The organism is Curtobacterium sp. MCBA15_001, assembly GCF_001864835.1.
Classification (GTDB): Bacteria; Actinomycetota; Actinomycetes; order Actinomycetales; family Microbacteriaceae; genus Curtobacterium.
The window spans coordinates 81,859-108,671 of the sequence record NZ_MJGI01000003.1 but is presented as its reverse complement, the minus strand read 5'-3'; the positions used below and the strand labels follow the sequence as shown (position 1 = coordinate 108,671).

Annotated in this window: 26 protein-coding genes and 1 tRNA gene; 15 read left to right on the top strand and 12 right to left on the bottom strand. The window is 70.6% G+C overall.

What is annotated here, in order from left to right; translation table 11 throughout:
* Positions 1 to 8 precede the first annotated feature (8 nt).
* Positions 9 to 1,418, top strand: a complete 1,410-nt coding sequence (gene cysS, locus BIU90_RS01110) for a cysteine--tRNA ligase (protein WP_071298404.1) — start codon at positions 9 to 11, stop codon at positions 1,416 to 1,418.
* 28 nt (positions 1,419 to 1,446) lie between these two features.
* Entirely contained in the window at positions 1,447 to 2,457 is a 1,011-nt protein-coding gene (rlmB, locus tag BIU90_RS01105) for a 23S rRNA (guanosine(2251)-2'-O)-methyltransferase RlmB (RefSeq protein ID WP_071298403.1), read from the top strand.
* Between the two features lie 230 nt (positions 2,458 to 2,687).
* Here rlmB and BIU90_RS01100 read toward each other — a convergent pair whose 3' ends face one another.
* Together BIU90_RS01100 and BIU90_RS01095 are read right to left on the bottom strand one after the other, a co-directional pair.
* Positions 2,688 to 3,998, bottom strand: coding sequence for a DUF4032 domain-containing protein (locus BIU90_RS01100; protein WP_071298402.1), 1,311 nt, complete (start codon positions 3,996 to 3,998; stop codon positions 2,688 to 2,690).
* 146 nt (positions 3,999 to 4,144) lie between these two features.
* The gene (locus BIU90_RS01095) at positions 4,145 to 5,245 is read right to left on the bottom strand and encodes an ABC transporter ATP-binding protein (protein WP_071298401.1); all 1,101 of its coding nucleotides are present in this window, start codon (positions 5,243 to 5,245) and stop codon (positions 4,145 to 4,147) included.
* A gap of 245 nt (positions 5,246 to 5,490) precedes the next feature.
* Here BIU90_RS01095 and BIU90_RS01090 point away from each other — a divergent pair, with 245 nt between their 5' ends.
* On the top strand, positions 5,491 to 6,435 hold the full coding sequence (locus BIU90_RS01090; protein ID WP_071298400.1) for a thioredoxin domain-containing protein: 945 nt from the start codon (positions 5,491 to 5,493) through the stop codon (positions 6,433 to 6,435).
* Positions 6,436 to 6,579: 144 nt separating this feature from the next.
* On the opposite strand, the gene BIU90_RS01085 is transcribed toward BIU90_RS01090, so the two are convergent.
* Positions 6,580 to 7,473 carry a neutral zinc metallopeptidase gene (locus BIU90_RS01085; protein WP_071298399.1) on the bottom strand — a complete coding sequence of 298 codons (894 nt, stop codon included), beginning with the start codon at positions 7,471 to 7,473 and terminating at the stop codon, positions 6,580 to 6,582.
* A gap of 46 nt (positions 7,474 to 7,519) precedes the next feature.
* Positions 7,520 to 8,212: an NAD(P)H-hydrate epimerase gene (locus BIU90_RS01080; protein ID WP_071298398.1), complete on the bottom strand. Its 693-nt coding sequence runs from the start codon at positions 8,210 to 8,212 to the stop codon at positions 7,520 to 7,522.
* A gap of 33 nt (positions 8,213 to 8,245) precedes the next feature.
* On the opposite strand from BIU90_RS01080, the gene BIU90_RS01075 reads away from it, so the two are divergent.
* Both BIU90_RS01075 and BIU90_RS01070 read left to right on the top strand, forming a co-directional pair.
* Positions 8,246 to 9,046, top strand: coding sequence for an alpha/beta fold hydrolase (locus BIU90_RS01075; RefSeq protein WP_071298397.1), 801 nt, complete (start codon positions 8,246 to 8,248; stop codon positions 9,044 to 9,046).
* A gap of 54 nt (positions 9,047 to 9,100) precedes the next feature.
* Positions 9,101 to 10,132, top strand: coding sequence for an aldo/keto reductase (locus BIU90_RS01070; RefSeq protein WP_071298396.1), 1,032 nt, complete (start codon positions 9,101 to 9,103; stop codon positions 10,130 to 10,132).
* Positions 10,133 to 10,312: 180 nt separating this feature from the next.
* On the opposite strand, the gene BIU90_RS01065 is transcribed toward BIU90_RS01070, so the two are convergent.
* Positions 10,313 to 10,388, bottom strand: a tRNA-Thr gene (locus BIU90_RS01065).
* Between the two features lie 36 nt (positions 10,389 to 10,424).
* On the bottom strand, positions 10,425 to 10,835 hold the full coding sequence (gene msrB / locus BIU90_RS01060; protein ID WP_071298457.1) for a peptide-methionine (R)-S-oxide reductase MsrB: 411 nt from the start codon (positions 10,833 to 10,835) through the stop codon (positions 10,425 to 10,427).
* A gap of 54 nt (positions 10,836 to 10,889) precedes the next feature.
* Between msrB and BIU90_RS01055 the strand changes: the two genes are divergently transcribed.
* The 7 genes from BIU90_RS01055 to BIU90_RS01025 all read left to right on the top strand — a co-directional run bounded on the left by BIU90_RS01055 (position 10,890) and on the right by BIU90_RS01025 (position 16,828).
* Positions 10,890 to 11,357, top strand: a complete 468-nt coding sequence (locus BIU90_RS01055) for a GNAT family N-acetyltransferase (protein ID WP_071298395.1) — start codon at positions 10,890 to 10,892, stop codon at positions 11,355 to 11,357.
* Complete coding sequence (locus tag BIU90_RS01050) at positions 11,354 to 12,343, top strand: DUF2332 family protein (RefSeq protein WP_071298394.1); 990 nt, start codon at positions 11,354 to 11,356, stop codon at positions 12,341 to 12,343. Before BIU90_RS01055 ends, BIU90_RS01050 begins: the two co-directional genes overlap by 4 nt.
* 107 nt (positions 12,344 to 12,450) lie before the next feature.
* Positions 12,451 to 12,741, top strand: coding sequence for a DUF3263 domain-containing protein (locus tag BIU90_RS01045; RefSeq protein WP_254786898.1), 291 nt, complete (start codon positions 12,451 to 12,453; stop codon positions 12,739 to 12,741).
* Positions 12,738 to 13,310, top strand: coding sequence for a LytR C-terminal domain-containing protein (locus BIU90_RS01040; RefSeq protein ID WP_071298392.1), 573 nt, complete (start codon positions 12,738 to 12,740; stop codon positions 13,308 to 13,310). The genes BIU90_RS01045 and BIU90_RS01040 overlap by 4 nt, the downstream gene beginning before the upstream one ends.
* Before the next feature lie 264 nt (positions 13,311 to 13,574).
* Positions 13,575 to 13,778: a cold-shock protein gene (locus tag BIU90_RS01035; protein ID WP_022903461.1), complete on the top strand. Its 204-nt coding sequence runs from the start codon at positions 13,575 to 13,577 to the stop codon at positions 13,776 to 13,778.
* A 229-nt stretch (positions 13,779 to 14,007) separates the two neighbouring features.
* The gene (groL, locus tag BIU90_RS01030; protein WP_071298391.1) at positions 14,008 to 15,630 is read left to right on the top strand and encodes a chaperonin GroEL; all 1,623 of its coding nucleotides are present in this window, start codon (positions 14,008 to 14,010) and stop codon (positions 15,628 to 15,630) included.
* A gap of 307 nt (positions 15,631 to 15,937) precedes the next feature.
* Positions 15,938 to 16,828, top strand: coding sequence for a hypothetical protein (locus BIU90_RS01025; RefSeq protein WP_071298390.1), 891 nt, complete (start codon positions 15,938 to 15,940; stop codon positions 16,826 to 16,828).
* A gap of 188 nt (positions 16,829 to 17,016) precedes the next feature.
* Here the strand turns inward: BIU90_RS01025 and BIU90_RS01020 are convergent, their stop codons facing one another.
* The 5 genes from BIU90_RS01020 to BIU90_RS01000 form a co-directional block, all read right to left on the bottom strand.
* Positions 17,017 to 18,750 (bottom strand): cell wall metabolism sensor histidine kinase WalK, encoded by a 1,734-nt coding sequence (locus BIU90_RS01020; protein WP_071298389.1) that lies wholly within the window; start codon positions 18,748 to 18,750, stop codon positions 17,017 to 17,019.
* Between the two features lie 119 nt (positions 18,751 to 18,869).
* Positions 18,870 to 19,565 carry a response regulator transcription factor gene (locus tag BIU90_RS01015; protein ID WP_071298388.1) on the bottom strand — a complete coding sequence of 232 codons (696 nt, stop codon included), beginning with the start codon at positions 19,563 to 19,565 and terminating at the stop codon, positions 18,870 to 18,872.
* 22 nt (positions 19,566 to 19,587) lie between these two features.
* Complete coding sequence (locus BIU90_RS01010; protein ID WP_071298387.1) at positions 19,588 to 21,303, bottom strand: DNA repair helicase XPB; 1,716 nt, start codon at positions 21,301 to 21,303, stop codon at positions 19,588 to 19,590.
* Positions 21,304 to 21,333: 30 nt separating this feature from the next.
* Complete coding sequence (locus BIU90_RS01005) at positions 21,334 to 23,163, bottom strand: helicase-associated domain-containing protein (RefSeq protein ID WP_071298386.1); 1,830 nt, start codon at positions 23,161 to 23,163, stop codon at positions 21,334 to 21,336.
* Positions 23,164 to 23,197: 34 nt separating this feature from the next.
* Positions 23,198 to 23,500: a hypothetical protein gene (locus tag BIU90_RS01000; protein WP_071298385.1), complete on the bottom strand. Its 303-nt coding sequence runs from the start codon at positions 23,498 to 23,500 to the stop codon at positions 23,198 to 23,200.
* Between the two features lie 50 nt (positions 23,501 to 23,550).
* On the opposite strand from BIU90_RS01000, the gene BIU90_RS00995 reads away from it, so the two are divergent.
* Positions 23,551 to 23,928 (top strand): cold-shock protein, encoded by a 378-nt coding sequence (locus tag BIU90_RS00995; protein WP_071298384.1) that lies wholly within the window; start codon positions 23,551 to 23,553, stop codon positions 23,926 to 23,928.
* Positions 23,925 to 24,590 (top strand): DUF3027 domain-containing protein, encoded by a 666-nt coding sequence (locus BIU90_RS00990; RefSeq protein WP_254786897.1) that lies wholly within the window; start codon positions 23,925 to 23,927, stop codon positions 24,588 to 24,590. Before BIU90_RS00995 ends, BIU90_RS00990 begins: the two co-directional genes overlap by 4 nt.
* 97 nt (positions 24,591 to 24,687) lie before the next feature.
* Here the strand turns inward: BIU90_RS00990 and serC are convergent, their stop codons facing one another.
* Positions 24,688 to 25,806 (bottom strand): phosphoserine transaminase, encoded by a 1,119-nt coding sequence (gene serC / locus BIU90_RS00985; protein WP_071298382.1) that lies wholly within the window; start codon positions 25,804 to 25,806, stop codon positions 24,688 to 24,690.
* Between the two features lie 123 nt (positions 25,807 to 25,929).
* Here serC and BIU90_RS00980 point away from each other — a divergent pair, with 123 nt between their 5' ends.
* Positions 25,930 to 26,625: a metal-dependent transcriptional regulator gene (locus BIU90_RS00980; protein ID WP_056120578.1), complete on the top strand. Its 696-nt coding sequence runs from the start codon at positions 25,930 to 25,932 to the stop codon at positions 26,623 to 26,625.
* Positions 26,626 to 26,813: the final 188 nt, after the last annotated feature.

Below are 26,813 nucleotides of genomic sequence, written 5' to 3'. Positions count from 1 at the left end.
TTGAGGGCGTGACCGTTCGCCTCTACGACTCCCGCGCCGCAGCCGTCGTCGACCTCGTCCCGCTGGTCGACGGTCAGGTGAGCATCTACGTGTGCGGTCCGACGGTGCAGTCGTCCCCGCACATCGGGCACCTGCGTTCGGCGCTCGTCTACGACATCTGGCGTCGCTGGCTGACCCACCGCGGGTACGACGTCACGCTCGTGCGCAACGTGACGGACATCGACGACAAGGTCCTCGACCTCGCAGCACGGACGAACGAGCCCTGGTGGGCCCGGGCGTACCGCGTCGAGCTCGAGTTCACCGCCGGGTACGCCGCACTCGGGATCCTGCCCCCGACGTACGAACCGCGCGCGACCGCGAGCATCCCGCAGATGCAGGAGATCATCACCACGCTCATCGAGCGCGGCCACGCGTACGCCGCTGGCGACGGCTCGGGCGACGTCTACTTCGACACCGCGAGCTGGGGCACGTACGGTGCGCTCACCCGGCAGCGTCGCGACGACATGGTCGAGGCCGCCGATGCCGACCCCCGTGGCAAGCGCGACGCCCGTGACTTCGCCCTGTGGAAGGGCGCGAAGTCCGGCGAACCGACGACCGCCAGCTGGGACTCGCCCTGGGGCGCCGGCCGTCCGGGCTGGCACATCGAGTGCTCGGCGATGTCCAAGCGCTACCTCGGCCCGGCGTTCGACATCCACGGCGGGGGACTCGACCTGCGGTTCCCGCACCACGAGAACGAGCTCGCGCAGTCCACCGCCGCCGGTGACCCGTTCGCGTCGTACTGGTTGCACAACGGACTGGTGAACGTCGACGGGCAGAAGATGTCGAAGTCGCTCGGCAACTCGGTCTTCGCGGCGGAGTTCCTGGCTTCGGCCCGACCGGTGGTCGCCCGATACCACCTCGGCGCCGCACACTACCGCTCGACCATCGACCACCACGACGGGTCCCTGGCCGAGGCCGAAGCCGCGCTCGACCGCATCGCCGGGTTCCTCGACCGCGCCGCCGCCCGGCTCGAAGGGGTCTCGCTCGCCGATGCTCCCGGCGTGCCCGAGGGGTTCGCGGCTGCCATGGACGACGACCTGTCGGTGCCCCAGGCGCTGGCCGTGCTGCACGAGACCGTCCGTGCCGGCAACGCTGCGTTGGACGCCAACGATGCGGATGCGCTCGGGACCGCGTACCATCAGGTGGCTGCGATGGTGGAGGTGCTCGGCATCGACCCGCGAGCATCGCACTGGGCCGGTGCCGGTCAGGACCCGTCCGCCGCACCGCTCGCCGCCCTCGTCGAGCGCCTCGTGCAGGAGCGCTCGGACGCCAGGGCGTCGCGGGACTTCGCCACGGCCGACCGTGTGCGCGACGACCTCGCGGCCGCGGGCATCACGATCGAGGACACACCGTCCGGAACACGATGGAGCATCGCCTGACCACGGCAGTGCCGAACAGGAGAGAACCATGAAGAACGTCTCGGGGAACAAGAAGGGCCGTCCCGGCGCCGTGCGCTCCGGCCGCAAGGGCAACAAGCAGGTCGGCTCCGGTGGCCAGGGAGCCCAGGCGCTCGAGGGCCGCAAGCCGACGCCCAAGGCCGAAGACCGCCCCTACCACCCCGCAGGCAAGCGCAAGGCGGCCAAGGAGCGCTTCGACGCCGCGCGCACCCGCCACGGGGCGTCGAGCTCGCCGAGCAACCGCACCGGGCGTCCGCCCCAGCGCAAGAGCGACGACTCCGAGCTGGTGACCGGCCGCAACTCCGTGCTCGAGGCGCTGCGCACGAAGACCCCGTCGACGACGCTGTACATCGCCGCCCGCATCGAGGTCGACGACCGCGTCAAGGAGATCCTGGCGCTCGCCAACCACCGTGGTGTCCCGATCATCGAGATGATGCGCCCGGAGCTCGACCGCATCACCGGGCACGACAGCGTGCACCAGGGCGTCGCGCTCAAGGTCCCCGCGTACGAGTACGCCGTCGCCGAGGACATCGCCGAGCGCGCCTTCTCCCGTGACCAGGTCCCGCTCATGGTCGCCCTCGACGGCATCACCGACCCGCGCAACCTCGGTGCGATCATCCGCTCCACCGCGGCGTTCGGCGGGCACGGTGTGATCGTGCCGCAGCGCCGTTCGGTCGGCGTGACCGCCTCGGCGTGGAAGACCTCGGCCGGTGCGGCCGCTCGGACCCCCGTCGCGATGGCGCCGAACCTGACGCAGACCCTGAAGTCGCTGAAGTCGATGGGCCTGTTCGTGCTCGGGCTCGACGGCGACGGTGACGTGCAGCTCGACGCGCTCGAGCTCGCCGACCGCCCGATCGTGATCGTCGTCGGGTCCGAGGGCAAGGGCCTGTCGCGCCTGGTCACCGAGACCTGCGACGCGATCGTCTCCATCCCGATCTCGTCCGCGACCGAGTCGCTCAACGCGGGCATCGCGGCCAGCGTGACCCTGTGGGAGGTCGCGCGGCGCCGTCGCGCCGAGTAGCGCGGCACCGAACGCAGCGCATCGGAGGCCCGGTGCCGGTCCCTGGGACCGGCACCGGGCCTCCTGTCAGTCGCATTGGTTGTGCTCCGGTCGCGGTCGAGGTGCCGAGACTCGCCGCTCATGTCCGCCGAGGTGCCACGGGTCGCTGGTGCGCACGCTCGAGGTCGCGGAATTCTGGAACCTCGAGCGGGGGAGGCGAGGGGGGACGTGGGCGGGAGGCGCAGCCCGCGTCAGACGTTCGCGCGCCAGTCCTCGACGTCCTCGGCCTCGTCGACGTCGGCGTCGTTCTCGACCAGGGGGATCGGCAGCGTCATCGAGGACGTCGGCGGGTTGATCAGCAGCCGCTCGTCACGGCGGTGGCGCAGCACGTCGTTGATGTACGCGGTCGTGGCCTCGGGCAGCGAGACCGAGCGCTCCTCTTCCTGCGACATGAACCAGCGGTGCTCGAGCAGCTCGTGGAACACCTCGGCGGGCTCGAGCCGTCCGCGGAGGTCACGCGGGATCGAGCGGATGACGGGCTCGAACACCCGGGAGACCCACTCGTGCGCGACCATCTCCTCGTCGAGCTGGTCGCGGCCGTTGCGCGCGCGGTACGCGTCGAGGTCGTTGAGCAGTCGTCGCGCCTGGTTCTCGCCCGCGTCCAGCCCGGTCAGGCGGAGCAGACGGCGCTGGTGGTGCCCGGCGTCGACGACCTTGGGCTGGATGCGGACCTGCGAGCCACCCTCGGTCGTGTGGATCGAGAGCTCCTCGATGTCGAAGCCGAGCGCGTTGAGCCGTTCGACGCGGTCGTTGATGCGCCAGCGTTCCTTGACGTCGAACTGCTCGGTGCCGGTCAGTTCCTTCCAGAGCGTCCGGTACTGCGCCACGATGCGGTTCGACACGTCCACGGGGTCGGCGTTCTCGTCGAGACGGCCGCCCGCTTCGAGGTCGAGGAGCTCGCCCGCGATGTTGACCCGCGCGACCTCGAGGTCGTTCTCGCGTTGCCCGTTCGACAGCCCGCCGGGGTAGAGCTTGCCGGTCTCGGCGTCGACCAGGTACGCGGCGAACGAGCCGGCATCGCGACGGAACAGCGTGTTCGAGAGCGAGACGTCGCCCCAGTAGAAGCCGATGACGTGCAGGCGCACGAGCAGGAGGGCGAGGGCGTCGACGAGTCGGGTCGCCGTGTCGGGGCGGAGCGTCTGCGAGTACAGCGCGCGGTAGGGGAGCGAGAAGCGCAGGTGCCGGGTGACGAGCACCGGGTGCAGGGGTTCACCGTCCGCGGAGGCCCGGTTCGTGATGACCGCGACCGGGTCGACGCACGGCACGTCCATGCGCTGCAGCGTGCGGAGCATGTCGTACTCGCTGCGGGCGATCTCTTCGCCGGTCTCCTTCACCGCGGCCACGTACCCGCTCAGGTGCACGAAGCGGACCAGATGCCGCGAGATGCCCTTCGGCAGCGCGACGATCGTCTCGTCGGGCCAGGCGTCGAGCGGCAGGTCCCACGGCAGGTCGAGCAGCCCCGGATCGACGGTGGCGGCGGTGATGGCGAGCGAGTCGGACAACGGTTGCTCCTGCGGTGCGGTGTGGGTGTGCGAGACGGGAGGAGCGTGGCAGCGTCGCCACGCTCCTCCCGTCCGGTGGGTGGAACGACGGAAGCCCGCCACCCGCCCTTGTGAGGCGGGCGCGGGCTCCCGGGTGGTGCGGTGGATCAGGCGCTGACGACGGCCTTGTCGTCGAGGCGCTCGCCCGACTCGGCGTCGAACATGTGCACGTGGCCCTGCTTCGGGCTCACGACGATCGTGTCGCCGATCGACGGGTGGTTGCGGCCGTCGACACGGGTGACGATGTCGGTGCGCGTGCCGTTCACGTCGGCGTGACCGTAGAGGTAGCCGTCGGCGCCGAGCTCCTCGACGACGTCGACCGTGACGGGGAGGCCCTCGCCGCCCTGCGACACGATGATGTCCTCGGGGCGCACACCCACGGTGACCTGCTTGGAACGCGCGTTGCCGAGCGTCTCGCGGTCGACCGGGTGGTTGAGCGACCCGAAGCTGATGCCGCCCTCGAGCACGGAGGCAGGCAGCAGGTTCATCGCGGGCGAGCCGATGAAGCCGGCGACGAACACGTTGTTCGGCTTCTCGTACAGGTCGCGCGGCGAGCCGACCTGCTGCAGGATGCCGTCCTTGAGCACCGCGATGCGGTCGCCCATGGTCAGCGCCTCGGTCTGGTCGTGCGTGACGTAGACCGTGGTGACACCGAGACGACGCTGCAGCGATGCGATCTGCGTACGGGTCTGGACGCGGAGCTTGGCGTCGAGGTTCGACAGCGGCTCGTCCATGAGGAACACCTGCGGCTGACGGACGATCGCACGGCCCATCGCGACGCGCTGACGCTGACCACCCGAGAGCGCCTTCGGCTTGCGGCCGAGGTACTGCTCGAGGTCGAGGAGCTTGGCGGCTTCCTGCACGCGGGTGGCGCGCTCTTCCTTGCCGACGCCGGCGATCTTGAGCGCGAAGCCCATGTTCTCGGCGACGGTCATGTGCGGGTACAGCGCGTAGTTCTGGAACACCATCGCGATGTCGCGGTCCTTCGGCGGGACGTCGGTGACGTCACGGTCGCCGATGCGGATCGCGCCGGAGTTCACTTCCTCGAGCCCGGCGAGCATGCGGAGCGAGGTCGACTTGCCACAGCCCGACGGGCCGACGAGGACCAGGAACTCGCCGTCGGCGACGTCCAGGTCGAGGGAGTCCACCGCGGGGCGGTTGCCTCCGGGGTACAGACGGGTTGCCTTGTCATAGGTGACGGACGCCATGAGCGTTCGGTCCTTTCTCCACCGGCAGGTACGTGCCGGACGATCCGAGTGAAGCGGTGCGCCCAAGGGGCCCCGGACGGTCGTCGTCGACCATCGAGGCTCATACAACACGACTTCCCTGGTCAGCGCCAGTGCCCGGTGCGGATTGTGCGGTTCCCAGAGCCCGCCGGTACCATCGACGGGGTCCGTCCGCCGTGCTCGGGGGGTGAGTGTGGTCGGGCCCCGATCAGGAGGACGACCCACGCATGACGAACCGCCCCGAGGGTGATGCCCGCGCCGAGCGGAACCAGCGCCGAGCCGCAGCTCGTGAGCGCGCCCAGCGTGCCCGAGCCCAGCAGAAGCGCCGACAGCGTGGTGTGCGCCTCGGTCTGCAGGTCGGACTCGGTGTGGTGTTGCTCGCTGCGGCCACCGTCGTCACCCTCGTGCTGGTGAACTCGACCGGCCCCGCCGGCCCCGGCCCGTCGTCGATGTCGCGCGGCGGCATCACGATCGGGCAGGACTTGAAGGCCGTGTCCGGGACATCGCCGTCTTCGTCATCGTCGTCGTCCCCCAGCGCGAGTGGGACCGCCGCCACCGACTCGGCGACGCCCGTCCGGATCACGATGTACGTCGACTACCTGTGCCCCGAGTGCGCCGCGTTCCAGAAGGCGAACCGCCAGTACATCGAGGGGCTGATCGAGTCGGGTGTCGCCACGGTCGACATCCACCCCGTCGCCACGTTGTCGAACCGCTCGCAGGGCACCAAGTACTCGCTGCGGTCCGCGAACGCCGCCGCCTGCGTGGCGCAGTCGTCGCCGGACGCGTTCTGGGGCGTCAACCAGGCGCTCTTCGCTGCGCAGCCCGAGCAGGGCACCGCCGGACTGACCGACGCGCAGCTGAAGCGGACCGTCGACCGCGTGTCGGGCATCCGCAACACCACGACGATCGACCGCTGCATCGACGACCAGCGCTACGGCAAGTGGGTCGACGAGCGGACGAGTGCCGTGACGGGCGGGGACATCCCCGGCACGACGCTGACCGAGTTCCCCGGGGTACCGCTGGTGCTGGTGAACGGGGAGCGGTACGAGTACTCGCAGCCGTTCACGAACGAGGAGTTCCGCACGTTCGTCATCACGGCCGCCGGGTCGAGCGACCAGACGGAGACCCCGACGCCGAGCCCGTCGCCGAGCGCTTCCGCGTCCGCTTCCTGACCGGACGCGACCGCTGGCGGGTCCGGCGGGGCCCTGTCCGAGGTGCCGGAATTCTGGCATCTCGAGTGCTCCACGTGGGCACGAGTGACACCTCGACGGTCATGCGCGGCGAGTCGTGGAACCTCGGCGATCTGCAGGGGCGCGTCAGAGGGACGACGCGGGGATGCTCAGCGTGTCGCAGGTCGTCGCGCCCTGCTCGTAGCCACGCGTGAACCAGCGCTGCCGCTGCTCGCTCGTGCCGTGCGTGAACGAGTCCGGGTCGACCTGCCCCCGCGAGCGCTGCTGGATGCTGTCGTCGCCCACGGCACTCGCGGCGGACAGCGCGTCGGCGATCTGCGCCCGGGTGAACGGCTCGAAGAACGTGGTGCCGTTCGCCGACTCTGTCGTGGCCGCGTCGCCCGCCCAGGCGCCGGCGTAGCAGTCGGCCTGCAGCTCGACGCGGACGCTGCCGGACGAGGCGCCGGTCCCGCTGCGGTCGGTGTCGGCGAACGTGCCCTGCAGCTGCTGCACGTGGTGCCCCCACTCGTGCGCGACGACGTACATCTGCGCCAGCGGACCCCCGGACGAGCCGTACTTCGACTGCAGGTCGTCGTAGAAGGCGGTGTCGAGGTAGATCGCACGGTCCGGCGGGCAGTAGAACGGTCCGGTCGACGCCGAGGCCGTCCCGCACGCGGTGTCCGTCGACCCGTCGAACAGGAAGAACTCCGGCGTCGAGTACCGGATCCCGAGCTGCCGGCTCTCGGCCGTCCAGTAGGTGTCGAGCGACTCTGCGGCGCCCTCCATCCGGCAGTCGATGCTGGCGTTCGCGTCACGGCCGGTGCGGCACTCGGCCACCGGCGATGCTTCGCTCCCGGCGCCCTGCAGCTGCGTGAGCCCGTCCCCGCCGCCGAGCACCCCGCTCAGGTCGACGCCGGTGAACTGCGCGATGAGGAACACGACGATCGCCACGCCGCCGACGCCCCCCGCGGCGATGCCCGTGGTGCGCCCGCGGCGCTTGACCTTGCCGCCGCGCAGCTGGGAGTCGTCGTTGAACGTCATGCGTCGAATGTACGGACCATGCGGGCAGTGTGCCCGGGCGGCGGGGTCAGGTGCGGACCAGGGGCTCCACCGCCGCCAGGTCCGCGCCGATCCCGACGTCGACCAGCTCGATCCGCCCGGCCAGGGTCGCGCCGGGTCCGCGGAGCAGTCCGGCCTTCACCCCGCCGAACGTCACGGTGACGTAGGCGTGCAGCACGTGGTCGTCGGCGACGGCCCCGGTGTCGACGTCGATGCCGCTCGGCACGTCGACGGCGACGACGAACGGCGCCCGCTGGTCGCGGGCCAGCTCGCGGATCGCGTGCACGACCTCGCGCGCCGGGGAGCGGAGCGCAGACGCGCCGTGCACCCCGATGCCGAGGACTGCGTCGAGCACCAGGTCGGCGCGGAGCGCCGCGTCCGTCGCCACCTGCGCTGGGTCACCGGCCAGGAGGACCGCCCCGGCTCCCAGCGCCGCTGCCAGGCCCGCCTCGTGGACACGCGAGCCGACGCGCAGGACCTCGACGTGCCTCCCGTCCGATGCCAGGCGCGCACCGGCGAACAGGGCGTCACCGCCGTTGTCGCCGCTGCCCACCAGGAGCAGGACGGACCCTGGTCCGTCGCCCGGCCGCTCGGCCGGGTCGTCGAGCAACCCCGCGACGATCGTCGCGAGCCCGTCCGCCGCCCGCTGCATGAGCGGTTCACCCGCATCGAGGTGCGGCCGTTCCGCCGCTCGGACCTGATCGCCGCCGTAGCCGTCCATGGGGACCACAGTGCGCCGATACGCTGGGAGGTCATGTCTCTCGTCCCCGCAGCGCCCAGCCCCCGCTTCGTCATGTCGCCCGACGGCCGGCAGCTCGCCACCTACGACTTCGGCGACCCGGACGCCCCCGTGGTGGTCGCCGTGCACGGGTTCGCCTCGGCTGCCCTGCTCAACTGGCACGCCTCCGGGTGGACGCGGGACCTGCTCCGCGCCGGGTACCGGGTCGTCGCGCTCGACCAGCGCGGGCACGGTGCCTCGGCGAAGCCGCACGAGCCCGACGACTACTCGATGGACCTGCTCGTGGCCGACGTGACCAGCGTCATCGACACCTACCTGCTCGACGACGTCGCGTTCCTCGGCTACTCGCTCGGTGCCCGCGTGGGGTGGCACACGGCCGAGCGCATCCCGGACCGGATCTCGCGTGCGGTGTTCGGCGGGATCCCGGACGCCGACCCGATGCGCCGAGTGCGAGTGGACCAGGCCCGGGCGTACCTCACCGACGGCACGCCGATCGAGGACCGCGTGACCAACGGCTACCTGCAGATGGCCGGGAACGTCGCGGGGAACCACCTCGGGGCGCTCGTCGCGATGGTCGAGGGGATGCGGAACAGCATCGAGCCGACCCCCGCGAACGCGCCCGCGCAGCCGATCCTGATGGCGGCGGGCAGCGAGGACGGCATCCGGGACAGTGCCGTGCGCTTGGCCGAGGCAGCTCCGGACGCATCGTTCTTCGAGATCCCGGGGCGGAACCACTTCAATGCCCCGACGTCGCGGGCGTTCCGGGAAGCGGCGATCGCGTTCCTGGACCGCACCGCCCTGTCCATCGCGCGCTGACCGGTACTCGCAGGGCCTCTCGACCCGCAGCGGGCGCGGCGTAGCGTCCGGCGCATGGAATACAGACTCCTCGGGAACAGCGGGACATCGGTGTCCTCCCTGACCCTCGGCACCATGACCTTCGGCAGCGAAGCCGACGAAGCCACCTCCCACGAGATCCTCGACGCCTTCGTCGCGGCCGGCGGCACCCTCGTCGACACGGCGGACGTGTACTCGGGCAACGAGTCCGAGCGCATCATCGGCCGGTGGCTCGCCGCCCACCCGACCGAGGCGCAGCAGGTCGTCATCGCGACCAAGGGGCGCTTCCCGCAGGGCGACGGTCCGAACGACCTCGGACTGTCGCGCCGGCACCTCCGGGTCGCCCTCGACGCCTCGCTCGAGCGCCTCGGCGTCGACCACATCGACCTGTACCAGATGCATGCGTGGGACGCCCTGACGCCGATCGAGGAGACCCTGCGCTTCCTCGACGACGCCGTCGCCGCGGGCAAGATCGGCACGTACGGGTTCTCGAACTACCTCGGGTACCAGATCACGAAGGCCGTCTACGAGGCGAAGTCCCACGGGTGGGCGCCGCCTGTCACCCTGCAGCCGCAGTACAACCTGCTCGTGCGCGACATCGAGCACGAGGTCGTCCCCGCCTGCCTGGACGCCGGCATCGGCATGCTGCCCTGGTCGCCCCTGGCCGGCGGCTGGCTCTCCGGCAAGTACCAGCGCGACGAGGCCCCGACCGGCTCGACCCGTCTCGGCGAGAACCCGCAGCGCGGCATGGAGGCGTGGGAGGCCCGCAACGGCGACGAGCGCACGTGGCAGGTGCTCGACGCCGTGTCCGCGGTCGCCGAAGCACACGACGCCTCGAAGTCGCAGGTCGCCCTCGCGTGGCTGCTGGCCCGTCCCGCGGTGACGAGCGTCATCCTCGGCGCCCGGACCGTCGCGCAGCTGCAGGACAACCTCGGCGCCGCCGACCTCGTGCTGACGGACGACGAACTCGACTCGCTCACCGACGCCAGCGCCCCGCGGATCGACGACTACCCCTACGGCACCGCCGGTGTCGCCCAGCGGGAGCGCAAGATCAACGGCGGTCGCTGAGGCGTTCCTTGCGGGAAGCCGCGAGGTCGGGCAGGAGGCCTGGACGAGCCCCGGCGCGGGATGTCAGTATCCCGGTACGGCCGGCTGGTTACCGTGCTGAGCGCCAGGAACACTCCTGATCCGTGTTCCACCTGCGCCGAGAGCCCCGAGCGACCACGTCGCTCGGGGCTCTCGTTCATCTGGGGCCAGCAGCGGGACTTGAACCCGCAACCCCCGTATTACAAGTACGGTGCGCTACCAATTGCGCCATGCTGGCTGACCCGCTCATCCTACCGATGCGCGGGTCGAGAACTCACTCGGCGTTCGTCTTCTCCGAGAAGTTCAGCGACAGCGAGTTCATGCAGTACCGGTCACCGGTGGGGGTGCCGAACCCGTCGGGGAACACGTGCCCCAGGTGTGAGCCGCAGTTCGCGCACCGGACCTCGGTACGGGCCATGCCCAGCGAGTTGTCCTCGATGAGCTTCACGGCGTCCGGGTCCACCGACTCGTAGAACGACGGCCAGCCGCAGCCGGAGTCGAACTTCGTGCCGCTCTTGAACAGCTCGGCGCCGCAGGCCGCACACGTGTAGATGCCCGCGCGCTCCTCGTCCAGCAGTTCGCCGGTCCACGGGCGCTCGGTACCGGCCTGTCGGAGGACGGCGTACTGCTCCGGGGAGAGTTCCTCGCGCCACTCGGCGTCGGTCTTCTCGACGTTGTATGCCATGGGTTCCTCCTGCTTCCGGCCGGGGTTGTCGGCCACTCCAGTAAACTCGCTGCGATGTCCGAGCATTCCGTGCACCGCACTCGATGGACCGGCCTGACGACGGACGAACTGTACGGCATCGTCCGGTTGCGGAACCGCGTCTTCGCGCTCGAACAGCGCGTCACGGACGAGGACTTCGACGGCCGCGACCGCGAGCCCGACACCGAGCACTGGTGGTTCGGAACCGATGCCGAGACGGTGGGGTACCTGCGGCTGATCCGACCCGCGCCGGGGGAGACCCACCCGTCCGACACGGCACCGCCGGCCTGGGTCATCGGCCGGGTCGCCACCCACCCTGACCACCGCGGGACGGGCATCGCCGGACGGCTCGTCGCCGCCGTGGTCGCCGAGCACGGGCACCAGCCGATCACCCTGCACGCGCAGGAGTACGTCGCCGGACTGTACGAGCGCCACGGGTTCGTCCGCTTCGACGAGCCGTACGTCGAGGCCGGCATCCGGCACGTCGGGATGTACCGCGCGTGACGACCCGCCAGCGGTACGCGGCGTACGCCGACCGCATCGCAGCGGTCTCGCCGTCCTACGCCGCCTGGGCGCGGTCGCTCGACGACGATCTGGTCGCCCTGCTGGACCAGGTCCCGCCGACACGACGGCAGCCCGAGCTGCTCTTCGCGGTCGCCCGGCGCCTGGGTGCGGACCCGGCGGACCCGGCAGCGCTGCGCGCCCTCGGACGGGAGGCCCGCCCCGCCCTGGTCGCGGCCCTCGCCACCGCCACGGTGCAGGCCAACGACCCGCGGAGGCTCGGTCCGGTCGTCCCGCTGGTCGCGGCGGTCGCCGGGTCCGTCGACCGGCCACTCGGCCTCGTGGACGTCGGCGCGGCTGCGGGCCTGTGCTCGATCCCGGACCGCGTGACCCTCGACCACCGGAGTGACGAGGGCACCGTGCGGATGCACACCGCGCCCGAGGACCCCTCGGTCCACCTGACCGTCGACGTGCGCGGTGTGCTGCCGCAGCCCGCCACGGTGCCGATCCGGATCGCGGCGCGCGTCGCCCTCGACCCGCACCCGATCGACCCCGCCGGACCGGACGCGCTCGACCGGCTGGTGCAGGCGGTGCCGCCCGAGGCCCTGGACCGGATCGCCCTGATGCGGACGGCGCTGTCGGCGACGCGCGCCGTGCCTCCCGTCCGGATCACCGGACGCGTGCCGGACGACCTGGACGCGGCGCTCGACGCGCTGCCCGACGGGTGCGAGCCGCTCGTGCTGACCACCGGGACGCTGGTCTACGTGCCGGGCGCCCAACGGCAGCGGTTCGTGGACCGCGTCCGCGAGCGGGGCGTGCGGTGGATCGCGCTCGAACGGACCGGGATCCTCGACGACGTCGCGGCCACGCTGCCCGCCGACGTCGACCCGACCGACCCGGCGGCGTTCGCGACGCTGTCTCTCGACGGACGCGCCCTCGCGGTGTCCGACGCGTTCGGCACCGTCGTGCGGTGGCTCCGAGCGGTCTGAGAGCCCCCGCGGCGGATTCCGCGACAGTCCAGGGGCATGCCAGGGTCGGCGCCCGCGGCACCCCTACGATGTGCGAGACCCGTACCCCGAATGCGATCGGACCCGTCGTGACGACCATCCCCGCGGACGAGCTCAGCGAGCTCGCCAAGCACGTGCTCGCGTTCGAGCACGAGCGAGCGCGGCACGACCGGACCAAGGAAGCGGAGATCCGGGTCGAGTTCGACATGTCGCCGACGCGGTACTACCAGGTGCTCAACCGGGTGATCGACTCGCCCGCAGCACTGGCGTACGACCCGCAGCTCGTCGGGCGCCTCCAGCGGCTGCGACGGTCACGCGCGGCAGCGCGCGCTGCCCGTCGGTTCGTCGTGACGGCCCCGCAACCCGAAGAGGAACGATGACGAGATTCCCCCATGACCGTTTCGACGACGTGACCGACGGTCCGCGCGTCGGAGCGCACCGCGGCATGCACCGCCGCGGTCGCGGATGGATCGCGTTCGCCTGGGCGGCCCTGGCCACCGGTGTCCTGGTCGGGATCGGGGTGCTCGTGCTCGCGCTCCTCAACGGCAGCTACTCGTTCTCCGGCTCGTCCTCGTCCTCGTCGCCGTCCGCCAGCGCGTCGGCGTCGGCATCGGCCGCGCCCTCCGAGTCCGCGGCACCGTCCGAACCCGCGGCAGCGGCGCCGTCCGACCAGGGCTCGACGACGCTCGTCGTGCTCAACGGCACCACCACCGGCGGCCTGGCCGCCAAGGGCACCGCCACGCTGACCGCCGCTGGCTGGAAGGTCACCTCGAGCGGCAACGCGGGGACCACCGGGTCGACCTCGACCATCGTGTACTACCAGCAGGAGTCGCAGAAGGCGCTCGCCGAGGGCATCGCGAAGTCGCTCGGCACGACGGCCGTGGAACAGTCGGCTGCATTCCCGAACGCGGACGTCAGCGTGGTCCTCGGAGCCGATTTCTCCCGGTGAGCCGGTCGTTCCACGGACATTCCCGACACGCATTTGTGACGGGCGTGTTTCGGGCACGTTGAGTTCCGTCGGCCACGGTGCGAAATGTGCGTCACACCCCTTGCCGGATCGTCGTTCCTGATTAGAGTCACAAGTGGTCACCGGAGTGATCGGAACGTCGTCGGACCTCGGTGCGCACGCCGAGCGCATCCGGGTGCACGACCCGACGGCGTCACCCGACGGCCCCGTCGTTCGCAACAGCAGTACCGCAGGGAGCAACAGATCATGGCCAACGGAACCGTGAAGTGGTTCAACGCCGAGAAGGGCTTCGGCTTCATCACCGTCGATGGAGGGGGCCAGGACGTGTTCGTCCACTACTCGGCCATCGACATGAGCGGCTACAAGGTCCTCGAAGAGGGACAGGCAGTGACGTTCGACGTCGGCACGGGGTCGAAGGGCCCGCAGGCGGAGTCGGTGCGTCCGGCGTAGTCGCCGAACCACACGAGCGCGTCGTCCCCTCGGGGGCGGCGCGTTCGTCGTGTCGGGGGTGTCTCTTGGGTTGTGGGGGTGCCTGGCAGGGTCCCGGGGCGTGTTGCACTCTCGGGGGTCGAGTGCCAGAATCGCACTTGGCACTCGGCCGTACTGAGTGCCAAGCGCACGGGCGTGACGCTGCGTGCCAGAAGACCCCCACGTTGTCCGGGAGGGACGAGAAACTCACATGGCTAAGATCATTGCTTTCGACGAGGAGGCCCGCCGTGGCCTCGAGCGCGGCCTGAACCAGCTGGCCGACGCCGTGAAGGTGACGCTCGGCCCGCGCGGCCGCAACGTCGTCCTCGAGAAGAAGTGGGGCGCCCCCACGATCACGAACGACGGTGTCTCCATCGCCAAGGAGATCGAGCTCGACGACCCGTACGAGAAGATCGGTGCCGAGCTCGTCAAGGAGGTCGCCAAGAAGACCGACGACGTCGCCGGTGACGGAACGACCACCGCGACCGTGCTCGCCCAGGCGCTCGTCCGCGAAGGCCTGCGCAACGTCGCAGCCGGCGCCGACCCCGTCTCGCTGAAGCGCGGCATCGAGAAGGCCGTCTCGGCCGTCTCCGACCAGCTGCTCGCGAACGCCAAGGAGATCGAGACCAAGGACCAGATCGCCGCCACCGCGTCGATCTCGGCCGCGGACCCGACCATCGGCGCGCTCATCGCCGAGGCGATCGACAAGGTCGGCAAGGAAGGCGTCGTCACCGTCGAGGAGTCGAACACCTTCGGCACCGAGCTCGAGCTCACCGAGGGCATGCGCTTCGACAAGGGCTACCTGTCGCAGTACTTCGTCACCGACCCCGAGCGTCAGGAAGCCGTCTTCGAGGACGCGTACATCCTGATCGTCAACTCGAAGATCTCGAACATCAAGGACCTGCTGCCGGTCGTCGACAAGGTGATCCAGGCAGGCAAGCAGCTCCTCATCATCGCCGAGGACGTCGACGGCGAGGCCCTGGCCACGCTCGTCGTGAACAAGATCCGCGGCATCTTCAAGTCCGTCGCCGTCAAGGCCCCGGGCTTCGGCGACCGTCGCAAGGCCATGCTGCAGGACATCGCGATCCTGACCGGTGGCCAGGTCATCTCCGAGGAGGTCGGCCTCAAGCTCGAGAACGCCACGCTCGACCTGCTCGGCAAGGCGCGCAAGGTCGTCATCACCAAGGACGAGACCACCATCGTCGAGGGTGCCGGCGACACCGACCAGATCGCGGGCCGCGTCAAGCAGATCCGTGCCGAGATCGAGGCGACCGACTCCGACTACGACCGCGAGAAGCTCCAGGAGCGCCTCGCGAAGCTCGCCGGTGGCGTGGCCGTCATCAAGGCGGGTGCCGCGACCGAGGTCGAGCTCAAGGAGCGCAAGCACCGCATCGAGGACGCCGTCCGCAACGCCAAGGCCGCTGTGGAAGAGGGCATCGTCGCCGGCGGTGGCGTCGCCCTGATCCAGGCCGGCAAGGTCGCGCTCGACTCCCTCACCCTCGAGGGCGACGAGGCGACGGGCGCGAACATCGTCCGCGTCGCCATCGACGCGCCGCTCAAGCAGATCGCGCTCAACGCCGGTCTCGAGCCGGGTGTCGTGGCCGCCAAGGTCCGCGAGCTCGAAGCTGGCTGGGGCCTCAACGCCGCATCCGGTGAGTACGTCGACCTGATCGCCGCGGGCATCATCGACCCGGCCAAGGTCACGCGCTCGGCGCTGCAGAACGCTGCGTCGATCGCCGGTCTGTTCCTGACGACCGAGGTCGTCGTCGCCGACAAGCCCGAGAAGGCGTCGGCCATGCCGGCCGGCGACCCGACGGGTGGCATGGACTTCTGATCCAGTCCTGACACGGCAAGGGCCCTCGCACGCAGCGCGTGCGGGGGCCCTTCCGCGTGCTGGGGGGGTGTTGCGTGCGCCCGCGCCCCGGGTCGCACAACACGCCGCTCACTTCCGCCGAGGTCGCTCATCGTGCCGCGCGAGTCGCGGACGAGCGGCATCTCGTGCGACCTCGACGGGCAGGCGACGGCGTGTCCTGCGATCACCAGCACGTCCGGTTCTCCTGCACAGGAGGCTCGTGTGCGTCTGTCTCCACAGGTTCCGTCCGACACGACTGCGGTGCACCGCCCGTGGCGATCCTCGGAGCATGCCTCACCCCCGTCCGCTGCCGCTCGACATCTCCGACGGCCCGTTCCGGGTCGCGGACGCTCTGAGGGCCGGAGTCACCGCCGGTCGGCTCCGGCGCCAGGACGTGCACGTCATCGTCCACGGCGTTCGGTCGACCGAACGAGCTTCCGCGGTCCGGGGACTCGCCCTGGTCATGCGGAGCGACCAGTTCTTCAGTCACACCACTGCCGTGGCGCTGTGGGGACTCCCGCTGCCGCGTCGGGTGCGGGACCGGTCGGATGTGCACGTGACGACCGCCGGATCAGGACCGTTGATGCGACGACCGGACGTCGTCGGGCATCGCGCACTCGTCGAGGACGAGAACGAAGTCACGGTTGTGGCTGGCCTGCGGGTCAGCAGTCAGGCAAGGGCGTGGTCCGAGAGCGCGGCGCTGCTCGACTTCAGGGCGCTCGTCGTGCTCGGCGATGCGATCGTGGGCGCGAGCGACCGGAGGACGATCAGTGACCTGGCCGCGCAGATCCGACCGGGAGGACGCCACGTCCGCCTCGCGCGAGCCGCTCTCGAGCACGTGCGGGTCGGGTCAGAGTCGCCGATGGAGACCGGGCTCCGGCTCGACGTGGTCGACGCTGGGTTCCCGGAGCCCGAGTTGAACGTCGACGTGCACGACGAAGACGGGCGCTTCCTGGGTCGCGTCGACATGGCCTGGCCGGAGTACCGCATCGCACTGGAGTACGACGGGGACCACCACCGTGAGCGTGATGCGTTCCGACACGATCAGCGTCGCGGGAACGGCTTCGCGGTGAGCGACTGGCTGGTCATCCACGCGACCGCGGCGGACGCCGTACGCACCGCGGTCCTGCTCGAACGGCTGCGCCAGGCGTTCGCGCGCAGGCGGGGGTTCCTCGCATGACACGCCACGGGCGTTTGTCGAGATCGCAGAAGTCTCCGCTGGCCCACGCCGCAGGACACGCCGCAGACGAATCGTCGAGGTCGCAGCAGATGCCGCTTCCGACGTGTCCGGGCGGCAGATCGTGCGACTTCGGCGAAGGTGAGCGGCGGGTTGTGCGACTTCGGCGCGCCGGGCGTCAGGCCCGGGCGTCAGGAAGCGGGGGACTCAGGCGCAGCGGGGGTTGCCGCGGGCGTGGGGGCCCAGTCGCGGGGGAGCAGGGGGAGCCAGATGCGGAAGGTGGCGCCGCCGCCCGGAGTGTCGATGACCTCGACGGAACCACCGTGCGCCGCGACGATGCCCGACACGATGGCGAGCCCGAGCCCCGAGCCGCCGGTGTCCCGAGCGCGCGAGGTGTCCGCACGCCAGAAGCGCTGGAAGATCTTCTCGCGCAGCTGCGGCGGGATGCCCTCGCCGTGGTCGATGACGTCGATGTGCGCCATCCCACGGTCGTCGTCCACACCGATGCCGATCTCGATGGGGTCGTCGTGCGCGGTGAAGCGCATCGCGTTGCCCATCAGGTTCGTCACGACCTGGCGGATCTTGTTCTCCTCGGCCAGGACGATCGGCGGGCGCTTCGGCAGCACGATGGTCGGCAGCGGGGTGGTCTCGGTGCCGACGGGCCCCTCGACCTCCATCGCCCGGTTCCGTCGGGCACGCAGCCGCGCCAGGGTCTGGCGTGAGAACGCGATCGGCCCCGTGGTGTTGGCCGACGGCGACATCGGCGGCGAGTCGGCCGACGTCGGGGTGACGGCACCCGGCCCGAACGCCGACGGCGCGCGGACTGCCTGTGGCACGTTCTCGCCCGTCACCGAGTCCTCGACCAGGACCTGGATCTCGCGGTCGGGGTTCGAAGCCATCGTGTCGAGCGCGGAGTCGCGGGCGATCGACACCAGGTCGACCGGGCCGAGCTCGAGCGGCTTGGACTCGTCGATGCGGGCGAGCTGCAGCAGGTCCTGCACGAGGAGCCCCATGCGCTGCGCCTCTTTCTCGATGCGCTCCATCGCCTGGGCGACGTCCTCGTCCTTGCGCAGGGCGCCCATCCGGTACAGCTCGGCGTACCCGCGCAGCGACACCAGGGGCGTCCGGAGTTCGTGCGAGGCGTCTCCGACGAAGCGCCGCATCTGGGCGATGGTGCGCTCGCGGTCTTCGAACGCGCTGTCGATCCGCTCGAGCATGGCGTTCAGGGAGCGGTTCAGTCGGCCGACCTCGGTGTTCGGGGTGTCCGCGTCGAGGCGCTGGTTGAAGTCGCCGGCGGCGAACCGGGCGGCGGTGTCCTCGACGTCGCGCAGCGGGTCGAACGTCGCGGTGACGAGCAGTCGTGTGAGCATCGCACCGAGCAGGATGACCGAGACGCCGAACCCGAGGAAGATCACGGTGAAGCGGGCGATCGTCTGGTCGGTGTCGGCGCTGGACACCGCGACGAGCACGTACCCGGTCTCGGTGACGCCCGTCGACAGGTTCTGCAGGTTCGCGGGGATGACCTGCGCGCGCCACTCGTGGTTGTGCTGCTTGTCGTAGAGGCTGAACGGGCTGTTCGCCTTCGTGGCCGCAGCGAAGTCCACCGACGAGATGTCCGGCTGCGAGGTCGACTGCGTGTCGCAGATCTGCTTGCCGTCCCCGTCGTACGCGGCGACGTACGAGCTCTTCTCCAGCACCATCGTCAGCTTGCAGTACTGCTCGCCGTCGCTGATGTTCTGGCCCTCGAGCTGCGACGCCGTGGTCGTGACCTGGTTGTCCAACCGGGACACGAGGTACGTCGACAGCACGGTCATCGTGCCGAGGCCGGCGACGAGCAGTCCGAGCGCGACCAGGAGCACCGTGATCCCGGTGATCTTGGTGCGCAGGGAGATGCCGTCCCACCAGCGGTTCATCCTGGAGTGCATGTTGCCCCAACGGTAGACGGCGCCCGCCCGGCGAAACCGGACGAGCGCCGTGAAGACCCGAGCGCCGTGAAGACCCGAGCGCCGTCAAGACCCGAGCGCCGAGAACGCGGACCAGGGGCCTACGAGGCCTTGGACGCCTTGAGCATGTAGCCGAAGCCGCGCTTGGTCTGGATGATCGGCTCGGTGGAGTACTGGTCGAGCTTGCGGCGCAGGTACGAGATGTAGGACTCGACGATGCCGGCGTCGCCGTTGAAGTCGTACTCCCACACGTGGTCGAGGATCTGCGCCTTCGACAGCACCCGGTTCGGGTTGAGCATGAGGTAGCGCAGCAGCTTGAACTCGGTGGGCGAGAGCTCGATCTGCGCGTCGCCGATCGTGACCTCGTGCGTGTCCTGGTCCATCGTGAGCTCACCGGCGCGGATGATCGCGTCTTCCTCGTCGTTCATCGTGCGACGCAGGATCGCCTTGATGCGGGCGACGATCTCGTCGAGCGAGAACGGCTTCGTGACGTAGTCGTCGCCGCCGACCGTGAGCCCGGTGATCTTGTCCTCGGTGTCGTCCTTCGCCGTCAGGAAGAGGATCGGCGAGGTGTACCCGGAGGACCGCAGACGCTTGGTGACCCCGAAGCCGTTCATGTCGGGGAGCATGACGTCGAGGATGATCAGGTCCGGCTCTTCCTCGAGCACGGCGGAGATCGCCTGTGCGCCGTTGCCGACGGCACGGACGGCGAACCCGGCGAAGCGCAGCGACGTCGTCAGGAGGTCGCGGATGTTCGGCTCGTCATCGACGATCAGGATCTTGGGGCCATCGCTCATGGTCCCATCCTCTGACTGTTGTCTAAATGTTCCCTGTGAGTGAAGGGGACGCGCCCTGGATCTGATCGGCGTCGAGGATCGTGTACGCGTACCCCTGCTCGGCCAGGAACCGCTGCCGGTTCTGCGCGAAGTCCTGGTCGACGGTGTCCCGCGTGACGAGTGTGTAGAACGACGCCGGCAGACCGTCCTTGTTCGGTCGTAGCAGCCGGCCGAGGCGCTGGGCCTCTTCCTGCCGGGACCCGAACGACCCGGACACCTGGATCGCCACGGTGGCGTCGGGCAGGTCGACGGAGAAGTTCGCCACTTTCGACACCACGAGCACGTCCAACGCGCCGGTGCGGAACTCCTGGAACAGCCGCTCGCGCTCGTCGACGGGCGTCGCACCCGTGATCTCGGCGGCGTCGAGCGACGCGGCCAGGGAGTCGAGCTGGTCGATGTACTGCCCGATCACCAGGATCTGTTCGCCGCGGTGCTTCTCGATGAGCGCACGCACGACGGGGGTCTTCGCCGGGGTCGTCGCGGCGAGTCGGTAGCGCTCGTCGTCGCCCGACGCTGCGTACTCCAGCCGGTCCTCGTGCGGCAGGTCGATCCGCACCTCGTAGCACTCGGCGGGGGAGATGTAGCCCTGGGCCTCGATCTCCTTCCACGGGGCGTCGTAGCGCTTCGGGCCGATGAGCGAGAACACGTCGCCCTCGCGGCCGTCCTCGCGCACCAGGGTCGCCGTGAGCCCGAGCCGTCGACGTGCCTGAAGGTCCGCGGTCAGCTTGAACACCGGTGCCGGCAGCAGGTGCACCTCGTCGTAGACCACGAGGCCCCAGTCGAGGGCGTCGAGCAGCGACAGGTGGGTGTACTCGCCCTTCCGCCGTGCGGTGAGGATCTGGTACGTCGCGATCGTGACCGGACGGATCTCCTTGACGCTGCCGGAGTACTCACCGATCTCGTCCTCGGTCAGGGACGTCCGCTTGAGCAGCTCGGTCCGCCACTGCCGGGCTGAGACGGTGTTCGTCACGAGGATGAGCGTCGTGGCCTTCACGGTCGCCATCGCGCCCGCGCCGACGAGCGTCTTGCCGGCGCCACAGGGCAGCACCACGACGCCGGAGCCCTGCGCGAAGAAGCTCTGCACGGCGTCCTGCTGGTACTGCCGCAGGTCCCAGTCGGTGGTGTCCAGGTCGATCGCGTGCGGCTGACCGGGCGTGTACCCGGCCAGGTCCTCGGCGGGCCACCCGAGCTTGACGAGCTCCTGCTTGACCTGCCCGCGCGCCCACTGCTGCAGCTCGATGGCGGTGTCCGAGCGCTTGTCGCCGAGCAGCGGCTTGATCCGCTTGGATCGCGTGACCTCCGCCAGGATCGAAGGGTCGGTCGCCGTGAGCAGCAGCGTCGGCTGGCGCTCGAGTTCCTCGGCGGGGGAGTTCGCGATCACCGGGGCCTCGGCGGGGTCCTCGCGGCGGATGACGAGCCGGCCGTAGCGCCCCACGGTGTCGCGGATGTCGACGGTCACGCTCTGCGGCACCGGGAACTTGGCGAACCGCTCGAGCGTGTCGATCATGCTCTCGGCGTCGTGGCCCGCGGCGCGCGCGTTCCACAGTCCGAGCCGGGTGACGCGGTAGGTGTGCACGTGTTCGGGGGCACGTTCGAGCTCGGCGAAGACCGCGAGCTCGTGGCGTGCGTCCTCGGCGTCGGGGTGCGCCACCTCGAGCAACACCGTGCGGTCGCTCTGGACGATCAGCGGTCCGTTCATGACCTGCCAGCCTAGTGGTGCGTGCCTGGGTCAGGCTTCGCTGTCGACGGACACGACGAGCGAGAGCGGCAGGGTGCGCTCGACGTCGGCCGTGGTGTCCTTGCCGCGGATGCGTCCGGCGGCCACCGAGGTCGGCACGATCGAGAAGGGTCGCTCGGATCCGTCCGGCATCCGGACCACGACCCGGATCGGGGTGCGGCCCCGGACGGCCAGGTCGATCTGGCGACCGAGCCACTCCTGCTCCGGTTCGGCAGCGCCGCGTTCGGTGGTGAGCCGCAGTCGTCCGACGACGGATCGGGCCGCTGCCTGCGGGTCGCGGCTCGTCACGCGGCGCCGGCCGGGAGGCCCGTGGTGCGGCTCGGGGCGGGCGCCGGGTTGCAGCACGGCCGGGTAGCGCTGGTCCTCCAGCGCCGCGTGGACGACGTGCGCCGGGTAGCGGGTCACCAGGGTGGTCAGGTCGGGACGCTCCCACGCCATCTGGCGGAGCTCGGCGTCCACCCCGATCAGGTCGAGCTGGTCGGGGGTGCCCCGGACGACGGCGCCCAGGCCGTCCGCGGCGCGGTCGACCACGATGCTGCCGTCGCGCGCCGCGACCTCGTCGACCAGGTACGCCAGGGGCTGCGGAACGCCCGTCAGGCCGATGCGGTCGAACAGGGCGACGACCTGGTCGCGGGACCGGCCCGCGCGCAGGGCCCGCCGCAGCGAGTCGTCCGACACCCGGTAGCGCGCGGCGAGCCCGGGCGCCTCGAGGTCGGCCACGCTGCGGAGTTCGGCGTCGGCCTCGGGTGCGAGCGGCCCCGGGGCGATGACGGTCAGGTCGTGCTGCAGGTACACGCCCTCGACGGTCTGCGGCAGGTCGGCGGCCGCGGCGCGGTGCGCGGCGGACGGGTCGTCCCCGAGGAGCGCCGCCCCGGTGTCCGTGAGCACGCCGTCGACCGTCAGTCCGAGGGCGTTCGCGGTGCCGCCGACGTCGAGCAGGGTCGCGTCGAGCCACCGTGCCCCGGCCGGGTAGGCCCAGCGGCCGAGGGTGACCAGGTCGCCCCAGTGGGTGCCTGCGAGCGCGAGGACCTCGTGCACGGCGGGGTCGAGGGCGTCGTGCCAGCGGGTCACGAGGTCGGTCCACCGCTCGGGCCACGCCGTCGTCAGCCAGGCGCGTCCGGCGTCCGTGAGGGTCCACGTGCCATCGTCCGGCGTGGTGAAGCGGATGTGCGACAGGAGGGCGAGCCGGTCGGGGACGACGTCGGCCTCGGCGCCGGAGCGGTCGGCGAGCACCCGTGCGAGGGGGGAGCCGATGCCGCCCTTGACGAGTTCGCGCACGCCGCCGTCGTCGACCGCGCGCAGCAGTTCGGCGAGCACGGTCATCGTCGCGAACGCGTGCTCCGCGCCGGTCGCGCGCGCGGTGTCGGCGTCGACCGCCCGCGGTGTCGGGGCCGCGGGGCGGACGCCAGCCGGGCCTCTCCCCACCGGCACGGCCGTCCCGCCGCTGGCGCGTCGGTCCGGAACCGGCGGCGTGGGCCCAGTCAGTTCCGTCAGGTCGGGGTGGGCGGCCACGCGCGCGGCGACCGCGTCGTCGACCTGGCCGTCGTCGTCCGCGAGCCCGAGGGCCACGGCCGGTGCGAGGTCGTCGCCCGTGGTGCCCGATGCCAGGGCGGCGAGGGTGCGTCGGGGGAGTCGTTCCACGGCGGCGTCGACGGCGGCGTCGGCGCGGAAGGCCTCGGCCAGGTCGAAGAAGTCGGTGATGCTCTGCGGGCCGGTCTCACCGAGCACCGCGGCGGGCAGCCCCCGCGCGACGATGAGCCGTTCGAGGTCGTCGTCCGGCATCGCCCGCAGTCGGGCGGCCAGGTCGGCGGTGGTCGTCATCGTCCGTCGCCTGCATCCGGTCCGGTGCGGGACCTCAGCGCGCTTCCTTCCGGTGTTCGCGGGCCTTGCGGACCGCGATGACGACGACCATCGTCAGCATCAGCACGATCGCGATCGGCGGCCCGACGTAGATGACGCCCAGGGCAACCGGCCAGATGCCGTTGCCCGGGATGGTGTGGAGCGTCAGCCAGCCCACGATCATGACGCCGAAGCACAGGATCGTGAACAGGATGATCCCGCCGACCATGAAGGCGAGCACACGTTCGGTACGATTGAACGTCGCCGGGGGTTCTGCGGAGTTCCGCGTGTCCCCGGGGGATCGGGTCGGCTTGGCCATCTGCCCAGGATATCCGCACCACGGCCGCACACACATCGAGGAGTCCACGCATGCCCACCGGCAAGGTCAAGTTCTACGACGACCAGAAGGGGTTCGGGTTCATCACCGGCGACGACGGCGACCAGGTGTTCCTGCACGCGTCCTCGCTGCCGGACGGCCTGACCACCGTGAAGGCGGGCGCGCGACTCGAGTACGGCGTCGTGCAGGGCAACAAGGGCTCGCAGGCGCTGTCCGTGCGGCTGCTCGACCCGAAGCCGTCGCTGGCGAAGATGTCGCGACGCTCCGCAGACGACATGGCCGTGATCGTCGAGGACCTCGTGAAGGAGCTCGACCGGATCAGCGGGGACCTGCGGCACGGTCGCTACCCGAAGAACGGCACCCGCATCGCCGCGATCCTGCGGCACGTCGCAGACCAATTGGACGCATGACCATGACGACCGAGCAGAACGACCTGACCGAACTGGCGCGCACCGCGCTGCTCGAGGTCACCCCGGAGTCGACCGTCGGCGCTCCCGCCGGCACCACGGACGAGGGCGACGGGGTGGTCTCGGTCCTCTTCGCGAACCGGATGCCCGGGTACCCGGGGTGGCGCTGGACCGTCAGCATCGCTCAGGTCGAGGGCGACGAGCCGACCGTGCTCGAGGTCGAGCTGATGCCCGGCGACGGCTCGCTGCTGGCGCCGGAGTGGGTGCCGTGGTCCGAGCGGCTGGCGGAGTACCGCGCGGCGCAGGACGGCGAGGGGCACGGCGAGTCGGACGACGACGAGTCCGATGACGACGACGAGTCGGACGAGACCGACGACGAGGACGCCGACTACGACGAGTCGGACGACGACGAAGCCGATGACGACGAGTCCGACGAGGACGATGACGAGTCAGACGACGACGAAGATGACGATGACGACGACGAGTCGGACGACGACGCGCCGATCCGCGCTCGCCACGGGTCGCACCGCGGCAGCGCCTTCGAGGACGACGACGAGGACGACGACTTCACGGACGCCGACGAGGGTGACCTGGACGAGTCGGACGACGACGAGATCGAGGGCGTCGACGTCGACCAGCTCGCCGACCACCGCGAGCAGGACTAGCGCGCCAGCGCATCAGCGAACGCAGAACGGCACCGCGGAGATCCGCGGTGCCGTTCTGTTCCCGGGGGGGGGGGGCGGTCGACGGGGTTGCTCGGCGTCAGCTGCCGAGCTGCCCAACCACGTAGGTGATCGCGCGCACGAGCTGCTGCACGTCGTCGGGGTCGATCGCCGTGAAGGTCGCCACGCGCAGCTGGTTCCGCCCGAGCTTCCGGTACGGCTCGGTGTCGACGATGCCGTTCTGCCGGAGCGCGGCGGCGACCGCGGCGGCGTCGATCGCGTCGTCGAGGTCGATCGTCGCGACGACCTGCGACCGGTGCGCGGGGTCGGTCACGAACGGGGTGGCCCAGTCGACCGACTCCGCCCAGTCGTACAGCGTCGAGGACGAGGTCTTCGTGCGGGTGTCCGCCCAGGCCAGGCCGCCGGAGCCGTTGATCCACGAGACCTGGTCGTCGAGCAGCAGGAGCGTCGAGATCGCCGGGGTGTTGAGCGTCTGGTTCAGTCGCGAGTTGTCGACCGCGTTCTTGAGCGAGAGGAACTCGGGGATGTACCGGCCCGACGCGGCGATCCGCTCGACGCGCTCGATCGCGGCGGGGGAGAACAGCGCGAGCCAGAGCCCGCCGTCCGATGCGAAGTTCTTCTGCGGCGCGAAGTAGTAGACGTCCGTGGCGCTGACGTCGAACGCCGCACCACCGGCAGCGCTGGTGGCGTCGACGACGGTCAGCGCGCCCGGGTCGCCCTGGGCGCGGACGACCGGTGCCATGACGCCGGTCGAGGTCTCGTTGTGCGGGTAGGCGTACACGTCGACGCCCTCGACGATCTCGAGCTCGGAGCGCGAGCCGCCCGGTGCCTGGACGACGTGCGGTGCCTCGAGCCACGGAGCGGCGGCGGCCTTGGCGAACTTCGAGCCGAACTCGCCGAAGGACAGGTTCTCGGCGCGGCGCTCGATCAGGCCGAACGCGGCGGCGTCCCAGAACGCGGTCGACCCGCCGTTGCCGAGCACGACCTCGTAGCCGTCCGGCACCTGGAAGAGCTCGGCCAGGCCGTCGCGGACGGAGCCGACGAGGTCCTTGACGGGCTTCTGCCGGTGGGAGGTCCCGAGGATCGTCGCCCCACGGGTCACCAGGGACTCGAGCTGCGCGCCGCGGATCTTGGACGGACCACAGCCGAAGCGTCCGTCGGTCGGGAGGAATTCGGCGGGGATGACGATGTCTGCCATGCGTCGATCCTACCGATCGCTGGTATCCCAACCGATCCGGTGCGCTGCGGGTGAACCGGTGCGGGTTCGTCGGGGCGAACAAGTAGTGTGGACGCGCTGGAGCCGTAACAGGAGAGGCGGACCGTGACCGATCTCGTCGACACAACCGAGATGTACCTGCGCACGATCCTCGACCTCGAGGAAGAGGGGATCGTCCCGCTGCGCGCGCGCATCTCCGAGCGTCTGGGGCACTCCGGTCCGACCGTCTCGCAGACGATCGCCCGCATGGAACGCGACGGCCTCGTGGTGGTGTCGGGCGACCGGCACCTCGAGCTCACCGTCGAGGGGCGGTCCCGCGCCACCCACGTGATGCGCAAGCACCGCCTGGCCGAGCGACTGCTGTCCGACGTCATCGGCCTCGACTGGGCGTTCGTCCACGACGAGGCCTGCCGGTGGGAGCACGTCATGAGCGAGCAGGTGGAGATCCGGCTGCTCGAGATGCTCGGCAACCCGACCGAGTCGCCCTACGGCAACCCGATCCCCGGACTGGCCGAGATCGGTGGTCCGGACGCGGGCGGGTTCCTGGACGGTGTCCGCAACATCGTCGCCGCGACCGAGGGCACCGACGCGGTGGCGACCGGTGTGATCCGGCGCCTCGGCGAGCCCGTCCAGTTCGAACCCGAGCTCCTGCACCAGCTCCGCTCAGCCGGTGTGATGCCCGGACGGCTCGCCAGTGTGCAGCGTGCGGGCGCCTACGTGGCCGTCCGCGTCGACGGTGAGGACGCCGGCATCGAGCTGCCGTCCGAGGTCGCGCAGCACGTCTACATCGACGCCGCGTAGCACCGTCGGGGTACACCCTCGGGGGACGACGTCGAGCGGTTGACGCGACCTCCTCCACGGATTCAGATCTGCGCCCTGACCAGGGCTTCTCGGGATGACCGTTACCAAACCGTGTTTTCGTCTCGACAAGGTAACGGCGCACCCGTACACTCGACGAGTCCCCGGGCTGACAGCGGCCCGAGAACCCG